The organism is Sphingobacterium sp. N143, from assembly GCF_030325625.1.
In the GTDB taxonomy this organism is placed as follows: domain Bacteria; phylum Bacteroidota; class Bacteroidia; order Sphingobacteriales; family Sphingobacteriaceae; genus Sphingobacterium.
In genome coordinates this window covers 78,057-92,672 of the sequence record NZ_JACAIS010000008.1, presented here as the reverse complement: position 1 = coordinate 92,672, position 14,616 = coordinate 78,057, and the positions used below count along the sequence as shown (strand labels likewise).

The 14,616-nt window shown below is 38.8% G+C and carries 14 protein-coding genes; 6 read left to right on the top strand and 8 right to left on the bottom strand.

The features are described 5' to 3' along the window. Positions 1-285: 285 nt before the first annotated feature. Positions 286-498, top strand: coding sequence for a hypothetical protein (locus tag HX021_RS15640; RefSeq protein WP_286591404.1), 213 nt, complete (start codon positions 286-288; stop codon positions 496-498). 126 nt (positions 499-624) lie between these two features. Here HX021_RS15640 and HX021_RS15635 read toward each other — a convergent pair whose 3' ends face one another. From HX021_RS15635 to HX021_RS15620, 4 genes are all read right to left on the bottom strand, one after another. Then, positions 625-1,398, bottom strand: coding sequence for a DUF8832 domain-containing protein (locus HX021_RS15635; RefSeq protein WP_286591403.1), 774 nt, complete (start codon positions 1,396-1,398; stop codon positions 625-627). Between the two features lie 229 nt (positions 1,399-1,627). Beyond that, positions 1,628-1,849: a heavy-metal-associated domain-containing protein gene (locus HX021_RS15630; RefSeq protein WP_286591402.1), complete on the bottom strand. Its 222-nt coding sequence runs from the start codon at positions 1,847-1,849 to the stop codon at positions 1,628-1,630. A gap of 287 nt (positions 1,850-2,136) precedes the next feature. Continuing rightward, on the bottom strand, positions 2,137-4,554 hold the full coding sequence (locus HX021_RS15625) for a heavy metal translocating P-type ATPase (RefSeq protein ID WP_286591401.1): 2,418 nt from the start codon (positions 4,552-4,554) through the stop codon (positions 2,137-2,139). A 105-nt stretch (positions 4,555-4,659) separates the two neighbouring features. Continuing rightward, positions 4,660-6,915 (bottom strand): ATP-binding cassette domain-containing protein, encoded by a 2,256-nt coding sequence (locus HX021_RS15620; protein ID WP_286591399.1) that lies wholly within the window; start codon positions 6,913-6,915, stop codon positions 4,660-4,662. A 73-nt stretch (positions 6,916-6,988) separates the two neighbouring features. On the opposite strand from HX021_RS15620, the gene HX021_RS15615 reads away from it, so the two are divergent. The 4 genes from HX021_RS15615 to HX021_RS15600 all read left to right on the top strand — a co-directional run bounded on the left by HX021_RS15615 (position 6,989) and on the right by HX021_RS15600 (position 9,004). Next, the gene (locus HX021_RS15615; protein WP_286591398.1) at positions 6,989-7,411 is read left to right on the top strand and encodes a MarR family winged helix-turn-helix transcriptional regulator; all 423 of its coding nucleotides are present in this window, start codon (positions 6,989-6,991) and stop codon (positions 7,409-7,411) included. 156 nt (positions 7,412-7,567) lie between these two features. Next, entirely contained in the window at positions 7,568-8,059 is a 492-nt protein-coding gene (locus tag HX021_RS15610; RefSeq protein WP_286591396.1) for an RNA polymerase sigma factor, read from the top strand. Beyond that, a complete protein-coding gene (locus tag HX021_RS15605; RefSeq protein WP_286591394.1) occupies positions 8,040-8,306 on the top strand; it encodes a hypothetical protein in 267 nt (88 codons plus the stop codon). Before HX021_RS15610 ends, HX021_RS15605 begins: the two co-directional genes overlap by 20 nt. Positions 8,307-8,323: 17 nt before the next feature. Beyond that, entirely contained in the window at positions 8,324-9,004 is a 681-nt protein-coding gene (locus tag HX021_RS15600) for an ATP-dependent Clp protease proteolytic subunit (protein ID WP_286591393.1), read from the top strand. Between the two features lie 202 nt (positions 9,005-9,206). Here the strand turns inward: HX021_RS15600 and HX021_RS15595 are convergent, their stop codons facing one another. Then, positions 9,207-9,827, bottom strand: a complete 621-nt coding sequence (locus HX021_RS15595) for a class I SAM-dependent methyltransferase (RefSeq protein WP_286591391.1) — start codon at positions 9,825-9,827, stop codon at positions 9,207-9,209. Between the two features lie 25 nt (positions 9,828-9,852). Further along, complete coding sequence (locus tag HX021_RS15590; RefSeq protein ID WP_286591390.1) at positions 9,853-10,200, bottom strand: hypothetical protein; 348 nt, start codon at positions 10,198-10,200, stop codon at positions 9,853-9,855. 233 nt (positions 10,201-10,433) lie between these two features. Here HX021_RS15590 and HX021_RS15585 point away from each other — a divergent pair, with 233 nt between their 5' ends. Then, complete coding sequence (locus HX021_RS15585) at positions 10,434-11,411, top strand: metallophosphoesterase (protein ID WP_353621049.1); 978 nt, start codon at positions 10,434-10,436, stop codon at positions 11,409-11,411. Between the two features lie 502 nt (positions 11,412-11,913). Here HX021_RS15585 and HX021_RS15580 read toward each other — a convergent pair. Together HX021_RS15580 and HX021_RS15575 are read right to left on the bottom strand one after the other, a co-directional pair. Continuing rightward, entirely contained in the window at positions 11,914-13,185 is a 1,272-nt protein-coding gene (locus HX021_RS15580; protein WP_286591388.1) for a glucose-1-phosphate adenylyltransferase, read from the bottom strand. Positions 13,186-13,345: 160 nt separating this feature from the next. Continuing rightward, entirely contained in the window at positions 13,346-14,530 is a 1,185-nt protein-coding gene (locus HX021_RS15575; RefSeq protein ID WP_286591387.1) for a metallophosphoesterase, read from the bottom strand. Between the last annotated feature and the right edge of the window lie 86 nt (positions 14,531-14,616).

The window sequence follows — 14,616 nt, the reverse complement described above, 5'->3', positions numbered from 1 at the left end:
TCTCCCTACGCAGATCAAAATGAAAGCGATGTCAAATAGATCAGAAGATCGGAACAAAAATTCTGAATTCTGAAAATTGACTAGCAGTTTTTCAGAGATAATAATAAATATTTTTGTCCATTAATAGCGCAAATTAACCTTTATTCTTCAAGATACCAAACCGAATATCGGTAATCATCCGACCATACAGGAACTTTAATTCATTTATCAAAATAGAAGGAAATATTTCGATCAGAATTGATAAATTAGTAGATTGAGCAGCACTACCCCCTTACCAAGATTACAATGGGTGATGCGGGTGGAAAGGCTGAATATGAAGGATTTAAAATTGACCATACTTTCCCCATGATGGGAAAGAAGATTACGCTAAGAAATATCAGTTTGTTGAAAAATAAAATTGATAAAGAAACAGTCTATGGTAATATTGGGCAGGATCTTATTCAGCAATTTGAAAAGATGACGCTCAATTTTAACCACATGTTTGTATACTTTGATTGACAAAAGAAAGAATATTAACCAAACGATTATTTTTTTTACTACGTTTGATAAACGACAAATAGAAAACCGCATTTCTTAAAAAATACGGTTTTTCGCTTTAGTTATTTCAAGAGGTTGACTCTTCTCCTACGCATGCTGATGATGTTGTTGATGATTGTTATGTTGTGTTTCACCGGGAGAAACACTTACGGTAAAATCAGCGGTATGAATATTCCCTTCGATCTTAAATTGTACCCACATTCTATATAGTCCAGGTTTATCCATGTGGGTCTCCGCATATATAGGAAATCGGCGATCTGCAACGGGATGAATATGAAGAAAATCATAATCTGTCTTTCCGACCATAACAATATGTGCATTTGCGCCTAAATAGGGTTGAAGATCCTTTTCCAGGAGAGCATTGCCCGCCTTTTCAATCGTAAATTGTAATCTTTGATTTTGATTTGTCCGTAAATCATTACCATTCAACAATCTAACTGTATAATCGCCAGAAGTCGAAATCAATTTTGGTTCATGTATTGCTGGTTGAAATATAGGATTACCATATACCGCTAAGTGTTTAAGATGGACATGACCTGCTGCATGACTTGCACGATAATCCATAAATAACAGATAGTTACCAGCAGTAGGAAATATCTCTGTGACACTATACGTTCCATCAGGCTGTTCTTCTGGATGAATATGATCAAACCAGCTTAAGTCTTCATTCATGATTAAAAGGTGGATCTTCATTTCATGTACAATCTCAAGGTCCACATTTTTTCCGTTTTTAGTGATTGAAATAGAAAGATGAGTCGTTTTTCCGGCCTCAATTCTTTGCGGATGACTAACAATATTGATGTCGAATTTTGCATCTTCAGTAGGCGATTGGTCTACATGGTGGTTGTGATGTGTGTTCATATCTTAGTTTTTTTTGATGATCAAGTTGAACTCTTCTATCGTTCTTTCTACTTCAAATTTCAGTATTTAAACACCCAAATGTTTACAACTTTTCAGGTTTTATTTACAATATTAACACCCTATAACCTATTAAATAACAAAAGGTTGCCCTGTTTGTGGGCAACCTTTTGTTATCTTAAAAACTACGTGATTCATAACACATGTTTGTGCCCATCAACAAGCCAGCTGATTAGGCAGAATGTGTTTCGGCGTTAAAGCCTTTACGTTGGATAATCGCAATGACTTCCTCTTCTGAAATGCCTTCAGATTTTACGGTAAGGATCTTATCGCTACTGGTAGTATCCACATTCCATTCGCAGATACCTTCGGCATTATTTAGATCGTCGCTTATTTTTGAGATACATCCACTACAATTAATATTGGTCTTAAATTGAAGATTTTTGCTTTCCATGATATTGAATTTTATGTTATTAACTTTGTTATTATTGTCGTTGTTTTAGTACAAATTTCAGTCAAAAAGCTATAATTTGTTTACAGTTTTCCGCTATTATTTTATGAAATTTACAGCTTTTGAGCGCCTGCTTCGATTCATGTCGGGATGTGCAGATCTTTTATTTACGCAATAGTGCTGACTGTGACTATGATCGTATCCCTTGCATTTTATTATCCTGATTTATTGCTGCTGATCTGACAGCAAATCGCCCATTTAGTTTCGTTGCGCCATCTTGGTAGTAATACTTACTTTTTCCATTTTAACCGTAAACTATTACTGACAACGCTCACGCTACTTAGTGCCATTGCAGCACCAGCAATCATGGGGTTAAGTAAAAATCCACTGATCGGGTAAAGAATACCTGCAGCGATGGGAATACCGATCAAGTTGTAAATAAACGCCCAGAACAAGTTTTGCTTAATAGTTGCGACAGTCTGTTTTGACAATCGTATTGCCTGAGGGATCTTCGTCAGGTCAGATGAAATGATGGTCATCTTTGCCACATCCATAGCAATATCACTTCCTTTACCCATGGCAATGCTGACATCAGCTGTTGCCAGAGCTGTACTGTCGTTGATACCATCTCCAACCATAGCAACGATTTTGCCCTGTTGCTGAAGCGCTTTGACAAAATCAGCTTTGTGCTGTGGTAGTACCTCTGCTTTGTAGTGCTTGAGGCCTGTTTGCCGTGCAATAGCTTTCGCAGTAGCCTCATTATCCCCAGTCAGCATGTACAGGTCAATCCCCATATCCTGCATCTCTTTGATCGCTACTCTTGATGTTTCTTTGATTCTGTCGGAGATAGCAATTACAGCCAAGACCTCCTTACTATTGGCAAACCAGATAACGGTTTTGGACTGTTGCCCCCACGCATCGGCCTGTTGTTGCAGCTGCTCGGCAATGGTAATATGATGGTCGGCCAGTAGTTTCTTATTGCCAACAAAATATGTTTCAGTACCGCGGTTAGCCTTGGCTCCTTTCCCTGTAATACTGTCAAACAAAGAAATTTCAGTGATGGATACTCCTTCAAAGTAATTGACGACTGCTTCAGCCAAAGGATGTTCAGACTGTCTTTCAATACTTAATAAGATATCTTTGTGCTGTTCATCATTATTCAGCCATCGTATCCCAGTCACCTGTGGTCTCCCTTCGGTTATTGTTCCAGTTTTATCCAGAACAATGGCATTCAAACGTTTGGCCAGCTCAAGGCTTTCAGCATCTTTTATTAAAATACCATTTTCGGCACCTTTACCAACACCAACCATGATGGCTGTGGGGGTAGCAAGACCAAGTGCACATGGACAAGCAATAACCAATACTGTCACAGCTGCCAAAAGCCCTTGTACCAGCCCATTTTCGCCGCCCAATGTTAGCCATAGGATAAAGGTCAGGATTGCAATACAGATCACTACGGGAACGAAAATACCTGCAATTTTATCCACCAATTTTTGTACGGGAGCCTTGCTTCCTTGTGCATCTTGGACCATTTTGATGATCTGTGCCAGCATGGTTTCCTTACCAACTTTGACTGCCTTAAATTGGAAGCTTCCTTTTTGGTTTATGGTGCCCGCGAAGACTTTTTCATTTTCTTTCTTTAATACAGGGACAGGCTCACCACTTAACATACTCTCATCCACATATGAACTGCCTGAAATAACCATCCCATCAACGGCAATTTTCTCTCCCGGCTTGACCAAAATGGTATCGCCAACGCTAACAGCTTCAATAGCCACCTGCACCTCAGTACCATCAGGTTGTATTACCAGTACAGTTTTAGGTTGTAAACCCATCAGTTTTTTTATGGCTGAAGATGTGTTGCCCTTTGCTTTCTCTTCCAATAATTTGCCCAATAAAATAAATGCAATTACGACAGATGCCGCTTCAAAATAGACATGAGCATGCAGACCACGTTGATGCCAAAAATCCGGGAACAACATATTGAAAACACTAAAAATATAGGCAATTCCTGTGCTTAAGGCAACAAGGGTATCCATATTTGCTGAATGATGTTTGGCTTGTTTCCAGGCATTGATAAAGAAATCTTTTCCCAACCAAAGTACAACAGGAGTAGAAAATAACCACATGATCGGATCAGCATAAGGTATATTCATAAAGAACATGCCGATTGCAACCACAGGAAGCGAGAGCAATACGGCCCAAATGGTCTTGACTTTAAGTTTCTGAAATTTTTCTGCATGGATTGTTTCCAAGGTTTCCTGTTGAGTTGACTCGTCTGCTATCAAGAGGTCATAACCGCCAGACTGTACAGCCTTTTGAATCCTGGCGGGATCCGTGATATTGGGCAAATATTCCACGGTAAGATTTCCTGTGGCAAAATTTACCGATGCATTGACGACTCCTGGTTCATAAGAGGCCATACTTTCAGCACTTCCTGCACAGGAGGCACAGGTCATCCCCAATACCGGAAAGGTCTTGGTAATGGTGGGAACGCCATAACCAAGGTCTTTTACTGCTTTTATGGCCGTGGCCACCACAGCATTATCCTTTACAGTAATAGCCGCCCGCCGATTATTCAATTCTACTTTGTGGCTCTCCACCCCCTTTACCTGCGCCAATCCTTTTTCAACAATTAATGCACAATGCTCACTTTCGACATCCTCCAATGGAATGTAAATAGGTTCGTTATATTGATTTGTAGCCATAACTATTTTGCTTTTATCTTACACTACAAATTTGACTACAATCGGCAGGAAATCCATTACAGAATTACAGGATTGATTTGTAAGATTATGGGAGGTTACTCTAACTTATTGCATTTTTAGGTGCTGCCTCAAATAGCAGGCAGTTGACGATAGATCATCATGAAGTAGATCGGCTACCGTCCCCTCAAACATAAGTTCTCCGCCGTATTTGCCTGCACCCGGCCCAATATCAATGATCCAGTCTGCCTGGGCAATAACATCAAGATTATGTTCTATAACAATAACTGTATTTCCATGATTGACCAGTTTATCGATAAAATTCAACAGTTTGCCAACATCGCTCGGATGCAGCCCTGTGCTCGGTTCATCAAGGACAATAACTCCATGGGTATGATTGAGCTGCCGAGTCAGTTTCAGGCGCTGCCTTTCCCCTCCTGAAAAACTATCTAAGCGCTGTCCTAAAGTAAGATAACCGAGTCCAAGACTTGACAACAGATCAAAAGTAGATCGATAGGGTTCATTCGGGAAAAAAGAAACGGCTTCGGCAACTGTCATCTGCATGATTTCAACTATATTTTTACCCTGATATAAATAAATAAGGACTTTCGGTGAAAAGCCCGAGCCGCCACAAACCTCACAGAGTTGTTCAATATCATCCATAAATGCCAGGTCAATCTTCTCCACCCCAAGCCCATTGCAATGCTCACAAGCGCCATCGCTATTTCTGCTGAAAAGTTTATCCGATACTTGGTTAGTTTTCGAAAATAGTTTTCTGATAGCATCCGACAAACTGAGATAAGTCAATAAATTTGAACGGATACTTGAAGCAAATAAGGACTGATCAATTATTGTTACGTCCGGATAAAATGTAGGTAATACCTTGTTGACCAAGGTACTTTTGCCTGAGCCAGCCACCCCTGTAATGACAGATAAAACGTGTTTGGGTATCTTAACACAAATGTCTTTAAGGTTATACAAATTTGCATTTTTAATTTCCAAATGCCCTTGGGCATTTCGGGGCTGGTTATTGAAAATTTGGCTTTGAGCAAAGTATTGCCCTGTTTTTCCTTTTGATCGTTTGAGTCCATTAAACTGCCCTTCGTAAACTATTTCTCCACCATACTTCCCAGATTCAGGTCCCATATCGACAACCCAGTCCGCCATTTTAATCAAGTCGGGGTCATGTTCTACAACAAGCACCGTATTCCCTTTTTCCTTAATCTGTTGAATTATTGAGGCAATATTCTGCAGATCTTTGGGGTGTAACCCAATACTAGGCTCATCAAAAATATAGAGCAGGTCCGTTAAACTATTGCCTAGATTTTTCACCATCTTTATACGCTGGGACTCTCCTCCAGACAAGGTATCCGTCCTGCGATCCAACGTCAAATACTGAAGACCGATGTCAACAATATGCTGAAGTTTTTTAATCAGTTCAACCAATATAACTTCATATTTTTTTGAATGTATTGCATGGATAAAGTTCAGTAATTCGTCGATAGCGAGTGCGCTACAATCAGCAATATTTTTACCGTTTATTCGACAGGACAAAATTTTATTATTCAATCGCTGCCCTGCACATGTAGGGCAAATCTTTGTCATGACAATATGCTTTAATGCATCTTTCCGTGTGATATTTTCTGTCGCATCTTTTTTCAGGAAGGTCTTTTCAATCCGTGGGATCAGTCCTTCATATTTAACCGTTTTGCCCCATTGTTTGTCCGGATGTTCAGGCTTATGCTGTGGTGCATATAACAGCGTTTGCCATTCTGCTTTAGTATATTCCTTAAGCTTTTTATCATTATCAAAATAACCGGACAGCGTATAACGCGTCAACCGCCAGCCCCCTGGCTGGAATGTTGGAAATCTTATCGCACCTTCATGTAATGATTTTTCCTTATCTATGAGTGCTTCAATATCTACTGTCTGAACAAAACCTAAACCTTCACATGCTATGCACATGCCTAAAGGGTTATTAAATGAGAACACATTGGAATATCCTACAAAGGGTTCGCCCATCCTTGAAAAAAGCAACCTTAAAGTGCTATTGATATCTGTCGCAGTGCCAACAGTCGAACGAGCACTTCCACCCAATCTTTTCTGATTGATGATAATAGGGACATTTAAATGGTCAATCTTATCAACATCTGGCACAGCGATATGTTGTAATCGATTTCTGATAAAGCTTACCTGTGTTTCATTAAATTGTCGCTGTGCTTCTGCACCTATTGTTTCAAACACCAACGACGATTTTCCTGAACCTGAAACGCCAGTAAAAACTGTAATTTTTCTTTTTGGAATATTCAATGAAATATTCTTAAGATTATTTTGCCGTGCATTTATAATGGTAATATATTCCATTTTAGTTAGCTTTGATAGTATTTAACTAAGTTAAGTAATATACTTAACTTAGTTAATAATTATAATGATTTTTATGCATAAGAATGAACAGGATTTTTATCAGGTCTTTACTGACCTGCAGTGTTTCATATTAGCAAATATGAATAAGGGCAATATTCATGGGGTGACAGCCACGCATTACAATATTATTGAATACGTTTACAGAAATAGGCCTACGACAGGCAGACAGTTAGCGTTATCGTTTAATATCAGTCAGGCGGCAGTTTCTAAACAGCTTAAATTCCTGACCGAGAATAAACTTATTGTACAAGAGCAATCTGATGCAGATCGACGGATCTTTTATTTAGGTGTCACGGATGCAGGGAAATATATTATTGAAAATTCAGAAAATTTTCGGCAGCGTATCGCAAAAAAGGTAGCTCAATCCCTAACTAATGATGAATTGGAAACATTGACTACACTATTGCATCAGGTAATGCATCAGATAAAAGAATAAATCGATGGCTGATTAGCATCGATAATACCCTTTTCTAAAATATTTTTTAAATAAGAGGTGATACTTTGTACAGAAATGGTACATGATTATAAAAGAGCAAGAATTATGCAGGCTATAAACAATTTAAATCAGTCGGTTGAGCGACAAAAGCTTTTCATGCAGTTATATCAACGTGTATTCCCTATTGTGGCCCGTTACGTAAGTAAGATGGGAGGAAGTTTTGAGGAGGCCAAGGATGTTTTTCAGGATGCTTTAGTTGCGTATTATGAAAAGATTATTGTCAGCCCCGATGCACTATATAATGATTCTGGGTATTTAGTGGGGACGTCCAAAAATTTATGGCTAAAGCGTTATAAACAAAAGGATCTACATGGGTTGCCTTTGGATCTTAATCAATCAGATGTTGCTATCGAGGACGAGAACAGCCTCTCAAACAAACGGCTATTCCGTTTTCTGGAAATGGCAGGAAGAAAATGTATGGAGCTCTTAAAAGCATTTTATTATGACCGAATGCCATTGCATGAAATAGCAGACGAATTTGGATATTCAGGAACCCGCAGCGCCACTGTTCAGAAATATAAATGTTTGGAGAAAGTGAGAAATACTGTTAAAGAAAAAGCCTTGACCTATGACGACTTCATGGATTGAAATGCAACAGATAGAAGCCTATCTCAAGGAGAAAATAAAGACAGCTGATGCGCTTTTGTTTGAAGCCAGGGTTTTACTGGACAATGAACTGGCTGATAAAGTCATGGCACAACAACGAACTTATGGGCTGATCCAACAATTTGGCCGCCGGCAGCTAAAAAAGGAAATAGAAACGATACATCAACAATTGTTTACCCAATCAGAATATACGAGTTTTAGCCAAAAAATAAAACGACTGTTTAAGTAAACCAAATCCCTTATACTATGAATATCGATAAAAATGAATTCCGCAAATTTGCGGTGGGGCATTGCTATGTCCAGCAAGACCGTATAGACAATTACATATCAAGTATTGAAAGAACCAATCTTCCAGTGGCAATGACGCCTTATATTACTGAAGATCGTGAAATGCGTGTTTCTCAGATGGATGTATTTTCCAGGCTGATGATAGACCGTATCATTTTTATGGGAGCAGCTGTCGAGCCTAATATAGCCAATATTGTCCAGGCCCAATTATTATTCCTGCAATCAACTGATCCAAAAAAGGATATCCATATGTACATAAATTCACCTGGGGGAGAAGTTTACGCTGGATTGGGGATATACGATACGATGCAGTTGATCAGCCCGGATGTGGCGACAACCTGCACGGGCATGGCACTTTCTTTTGGAGCTATTTTACTCTGTGGTGGGGCCGCCGGCAAACGAAGCGCATTGGCTCACTCTAGGGTAATGCTCCATCAGCCCTTAGGTGGGGTGCAAGGACAAGCCTCGGATATTGAAATCACCGCCAACCAAGTGTTAAAGATAAAAAAAGAACTCTATGATATTATTGCCAAACACAGCGGACAACAATATCAAAAAGTACATGATGTCTGTGACCGGGACCACTGGATGGTTGCTGCTGAAGCTAAGGAATTTGGTGTAATTGATGAGGTACTTTAATGTAACTTTGTATTTTTGATCAGTTTATCTAAAAATTGATGGTTACTTTTTGTCAAATTTTCTAGGCTATTGTATCGAGAACAAATATATGCAGTTGCTTCGGAACTGGGGAGCAAACAATTAGTGCTCCCCCCCCCTTTTATGTTTGGCTAGTACAGCATATCTTGCACCAAGGTGTATCGCTAGAATCGTGTCTTACCCTTTATTTTTTTCGAAAACTACAGAATACAAAATTTTGATTTGTGCCTAACGGCGTTTGATGATCAACCTCAAGGCAATTTATTCTCTCAAAATCATGCTGCATTAGATCGGTTAATGATGATGTCGAATATTGTTTGATGTCAATACCACTACATTTAGTCGGCCCTTGTTCAGAAAAAGTACCAATGACCAACGTTCCGCCGGATGCAAGAGCTTTAGACACCTTTTTGATATAATGGTTAATTTCCTCCTCCTTGGTCAAAAAATGAAAGGTTGCTCTATCGTGCCAGAAGTCGTATTGTTGCTTTGGCAGAAAATCTAAAATATCGGAAACAATCCATGTAATTTTTGAAGCCCTATTTCCGAGCCTTTCTTTTGCCCGGCCGATAGCGGTTGAGGAAATATCCAATACTGTGATGTTCTCAAAACCCAAATCAAGTAAATGATCAGCAAAAAAACTGTCACCTCCGCCGATGTCAATAATTTGGGCCGTTTTCAGGAGGTCAGATTGATTAATGAAATTGAGCGAAGTTTCGGGATTAGGCTGATACCAGCTTACCGACTCAAGAGGTTTATTCTCATAAATATCCTCCCAATGAGATTTTCGATTAAAACGTTCCATGTCAATAGTAGAAATTTATCTTATCCTATCCTCTATCGTCAGTGAAATCTTGACTGACATTAGACGGCAAATAGAAGGTTATTCCATTTTCATGACCTTTTTTCAAATAATACTTAAGCGTTGTGGTATCCAGACCAGCGGCCTTGGTAGATGTCCAAATCATTTTATGTCCAGTTCCATCAATTGTCATAATCGTGTCATTACTCAGTTCAATGATCTTTTCAATACTCAGTTTTCTCTTCTTTTCGCCCTCTCTTCTTAAGTGATGAACATTTCCATTCTTGTCAATTAAATCTATTACTGGACGTTCAGCGCATCCATAAAGAAAACTCAAACAGAAAAGCAAAGAAAATATTTTAAACAAAATTCTCATATTTTAAAAATGTACCATTTTTCCCAACATTGACAATATACACCAATTTATCCCACGTTCCTCGTATTTTACCGTCTGTCTGATAAATACAAAAACGGGACCAATACAGTATTTATTTAGGGAACATCCATCTAAGCTCCTGATTTTATGAGCTTTTAAATCCATTAGCATCTACAGTACTTAGTATTGATAAAAATTACCTATATTAAAAACGAAAATATAAACTTTTGAGTATGCAATCCCACAACAATATTAATCTAATTCTAAAAGCTCCTTTTCTATTTTGTGGAGTTATGCAGTCTCATAAAAGGACATGGAAATATTTTACATTAATCCTATTATCATGCTTGTGCCATTTGACAAATCAGGCCCAGCAAAATAGGTCAACTCTTCGTATCGGTCTTATGGCTGATATGCAGTATGCCGATAAAGCGGATCGTGGCACCCGTTTTTACAGAAACTCCCTTCAAAAAGTCGACACTGCTGTACGCTTCTTTAATCAACAAAAAGTTAACTTTAATGTTATTCTAGGAGATCTTGTCGACGAAGGACCGAAAGACTTTTCCCAATTGAACAGGTATCTGATCAATTTAAACAAGCCATTATACTGTTTATTAGGTAATCATGATTATGTCAATGTTACTGAGCCCGATCAATTGCACAAAATATATAATATGCCCAATTCATACTATTCATTTTCAAAAGGAGAATGGCGTTTTATATTCCTCAATACCAACGAACTTAGCGAATATGCCACACAAGAAGGAAGCCCATTGCGTCATCAATGGGAATTATTAGTCGACAGTTTACAAAAATCAGATAGAAGAAATACACAACCCTGGAATGGCGGGCTTAGTCATACTCAGCTAAATTGGCTGAAAATAGAACTTTCTCAAGCGGAAAAAAATAAAGAAAAGGTCATCCTATTTACGCATCATCCATTGCTTCCAGAAAACGGATATGAGGCCTTAAACAATAATAAGGTCGTTGAAGTTATCAATAAAAGTCATGCTGTTAAAATGGTACTTTCAGGCCATAATCATAAAGGAGGTTCCGCAGTTTTAGCAAATGTTCCCTATATCACCCTGGAAGGTATGATCGAAACCCCACAGGAAAATGCATATGGAGTTTTGGAGCTCTATCCCAACGAAATAAAGATTATTGGAATTGGACGTCTGCAAACACGTGTATTTAAAATTACTTCGCCTTAGCACTTCTTTCAAGCGGAGAAATTATTTTGGGCACTATAGTCAAGCATTCATAATTCCTAATTGATTTGTCATGCTTATTTCAGCTCTGCTTTTACGAAAGGTTAATAATTAAAGCAATAAATTTTCAACGCCCTTAATTCTCCAATCAAAGCTAACTCTCTTGTAGACTTCACACTACATTTCTGAAGTTCCCATCTGCTGATGCATAGCGAGGCATGACTTTTGTAAACTATTAAATAATAAATAAAAAAACAGCTATGAGAAGAACACCTTATACAACATCAGTCATTGTACTATTGGTAATATGCGTAATAGTACTGATGACAACATGCTCCGGATCATCTACAATATGAGTAGATTGAGCATGCTAAATTATTTAAATGCACTATTGGCAGCATTACTGTCCAACAGTTGTAGATTTTATTTGCGGTATAAGTCTTGTATCGGATTAGCATAGTAGCCCCGACTTCTTTGAACTGCCTCCTATTTTTTATGTGGCATTTTAACAGCCGATAGTTATTCCATTTGAAATAATTGCATTTTTCTTCACGACCACAATACCGTCACAAATGGTATGTGTTACAAAATCTCCATCAGGCAAATGAGGCCCTCCTTTAATCCTGACATCATTGCCGATCCGACAATTTTTATCCAAAATGGCATTTTCGATATAACAACGCTCACCTACGCCTACAGGTGGTGGTTTTTGGGTATTTCCCAGTTCAATGACTTCCTCAAGTTGTTCATAATAATCCGACCCCATCATATAAGTAGATTTGATCACGGTTCCTTCACCAATACGTGATCGGATGCCGATGACGGAACACTCGAGTTTATCTCCATTTAAAATACAGCCGTCTGCAATGACAGCATTATTGAGTGTGGTGCCTGAAATTTTAGAAGGAGGAAGCATGCGCGCCCGTGTGAATACCGTTTCATTGAATAGGTTGAAATCTGGGATATCTTGAGTCAGACCAATGTTTGCATCAAAAAATGATTTTATTGTTCCGATATCTGTCCAATAGCCATCAAACTGATAGCTCAGCACCTTGTATTTGTTGATCGCATCCGGCAGAATTTCCTTCCCGAAATCCATTCCTGGGTTTGCGAGCAGAAGGTTGAGCAGAACGCCTTTTGAAAAGACATAAATCCCCATTGACGCCAGATATTGGCGTCCCTGCCACGCCATCTCTTCAGACACTTCAGAAGACCAGTTAAGCACTTCTTCCGAGTTTGGTTTTTCAGTAAATGCGGTAATGACGTTTGCTTCATTAGCCTTGAGAATTCCAAATCCTGTAGCATCTTTACCATTGACAGGGATCGTTGCTATCGTGACATGACCACCGTTTTGTACATGAAAATCCACCAAAGCTGCATAATCCATCTGATAAAGCTGATCTCCTGAAAGGACCAAAACATACTCATAATCTACATTCAACAAATGTTTATGGGTACGCCGAACTGCATCAGCTGTCCCTTGAAACCATTTATCACCATCATTGGTCTGTTCAGCAGCCAAGATATCGACAAAGCCCTTACTAAAAATACTAAAGTTGTATGAATTTTTTATGTGCGTATTTAACGACGCTGAGTTAAATTGGGTCAGTACGAATATTTTATTATATCCTGAATTCAGGCAATTCGAAATAGGAATATCCACCAAGCGATATTTTCCTGCGATAGGAACAGCTGGTTTCGAACGCTGCTGTGTCAATGGGTAAAGACGGGATCCACGGCCTCCGCCCAAAATAAGGGAAACTACTTTGTGTGTCATACCTCAAACTAAATAATTGGTTATAAAAATGTTAGCTATCTAACACGTTCCTTGACTCTTATAAAGACCGTTTTTTTAACGTAACAAGCTTACATAAATATAATAAATTAATCTTGGACATCAAATAATAAGACCATACATAGTCAGTTTGCCCAAAGGCCTAAATCATGGATTTTTTGAGTGTTATAACCGTAATTTCAGGCCATACGCCAACCCTTCCCCTTAATCCATGATAACCAAAACCACGGTTTACGTAGAGATATTTACCATTTTTTTGATACAGTCCGGCCCATTGTTCATAGAAGTATTGTATCGGGCTCCATTTAAATCCAAACAACTCTATTCCGAACTGCATACCGTGTGTATGGCCAGCCAAGGTGAGATGCACATGTTTATCGTGTTCCAAGGTGACATGATCCCAATGAGATGGGTCATGAGACATCAATATTTTAAACGAATCATTACTCAATGCTGAGGTTGCCTTCTCCAAATCACCATATTGATGAAAACCACCTTTTCCCCAATTCTCCACGCCAATCAGGGTAATGCTTGCTCCTTCTTTCTGAATGTCCACAGATTCGTTCAATAGGAGTTTAAACCCTATCTCACGATGGATTTCTTTAAGTCGATGAAGGTTTGAAATTTTCATGTCATCAGTTTCCCAAGGTACATAATCACCATAATCGTGGTTCCCTAGCACCGAAAACTTACCAAAGGGGGCTTCCAGCACATTAAAGTCAGAAATCCAGGGTTCCATCTCGGAAGCCCTGTGATTGACCAAGTCCCCAGTGAACAGGACAAGATCACTATATTGGGCATTTGCAAGTGCGATGCCTTTTCGTACCCCCTTAATATCAGAAAGGCTTCCGGAGTGGATATCAGAAATTTGGGTGATCTTAAAGCCATCAAAGGCATCCGGTAGGTCCGGAAAGCTCAGGATTTCCTCCCGAACACGGTAAAAATGCCTTCCTCTGGTAAGACCAAAGACTATAATAGAAATCATGAGTAGTCCAAATATCAATACCGTCTCACTTAAATATAGGCTTCGGGGTGGAAAATTCCGAAATAAGCGGAAGGTATCTTCTGCTAAAAGTAATGGAAGAGCCAGAAGTTTGGGAACAAACACGATCAGAAAAGCGGTGATCACACCGCTGGCCATGTGTTGAATGTCATGCCCAGCTCTTCGTAGAAAAACCAATGTAAAGATTCCAAAAAATAACAGTATATCTACCCACCAATAAAGCTGATGTACAATAGCAGCATGAAAAACCGTGCTGAATGCCTGAAAAAAGTAAATATCGCCCAGCACAAATAAAATTAATATCAAAAATAATCGTTTTGCCATGTTTAAATATCTTACCAATAGTTTGTCGAATGATATGCCAAAACAGGATTTTATTATAAATATTTAACAATAACCTCATCGTTATA

Excerpts from the sequence above, each read along its gene's own strand:
- HX021_RS15640 (WP_286591404.1), top strand. The coding sequence starts at position 286 with ATGGGTGATGCGGGTGGAAAGGCTGAATATGAAGGATTTAAAATTGAC.
- HX021_RS15610 (WP_286591396.1), top strand. The coding sequence starts at position 7,568 with ATGCAGTTATATCAACGTGTATTCCCTATTGTGGCCCGTTACGTAAGT.
- HX021_RS15620 (WP_286591399.1), bottom strand. The coding sequence starts at position 6,915 with ATGGAATATATTACCATTATAAATGCACGGCAAAATAATCTTAAGAAT.
- HX021_RS15630 (WP_286591402.1), bottom strand. The coding sequence starts at position 1,849 with ATGGAAAGCAAAAATCTTCAATTTAAGACCAATATTAATTGTAGTGGA.
- HX021_RS15590 (WP_286591390.1), bottom strand. The coding sequence starts at position 10,200 with ATGAGAATTTTGTTTAAAATATTTTCTTTGCTTTTCTGTTTGAGTTTT.
- HX021_RS15635 (WP_286591403.1), bottom strand. The coding sequence starts at position 1,398 with ATGAACACACATCACAACCACCATGTAGACCAATCGCCTACTGAAGAT.
- HX021_RS15600 (WP_286591393.1), top strand. The coding sequence starts at position 8,324 with ATGAATATCGATAAAAATGAATTCCGCAAATTTGCGGTGGGGCATTGC.
- HX021_RS15605 (WP_286591394.1), top strand. The coding sequence starts at position 8,040 with ATGACGACTTCATGGATTGAAATGCAACAGATAGAAGCCTATCTCAAG.
- HX021_RS15585 (WP_353621049.1), top strand. The coding sequence starts at position 10,434 with ATGCAATCCCACAACAATATTAATCTAATTCTAAAAGCTCCTTTTCTA.
- HX021_RS15615 (WP_286591398.1), top strand. The coding sequence starts at position 6,989 with ATGCATAAGAATGAACAGGATTTTTATCAGGTCTTTACTGACCTGCAG.
- HX021_RS15575 (WP_286591387.1), bottom strand. The coding sequence starts at position 14,530 with ATGGCAAAACGATTATTTTTGATATTAATTTTATTTGTGCTGGGCGAT.
- HX021_RS15595 (WP_286591391.1), bottom strand. The coding sequence starts at position 9,827 with ATGGAACGTTTTAATCGAAAATCTCATTGGGAGGATATTTATGAGAAT.
- HX021_RS15580 (WP_286591388.1), bottom strand. The coding sequence starts at position 13,185 with ATGACACACAAAGTAGTTTCCCTTATTTTGGGCGGAGGCCGTGGATCC.
- HX021_RS15625 (WP_286591401.1), bottom strand. The coding sequence starts at position 4,554 with ATGGCTACAAATCAATATAACGAACCTATTTACATTCCATTGGAGGAT.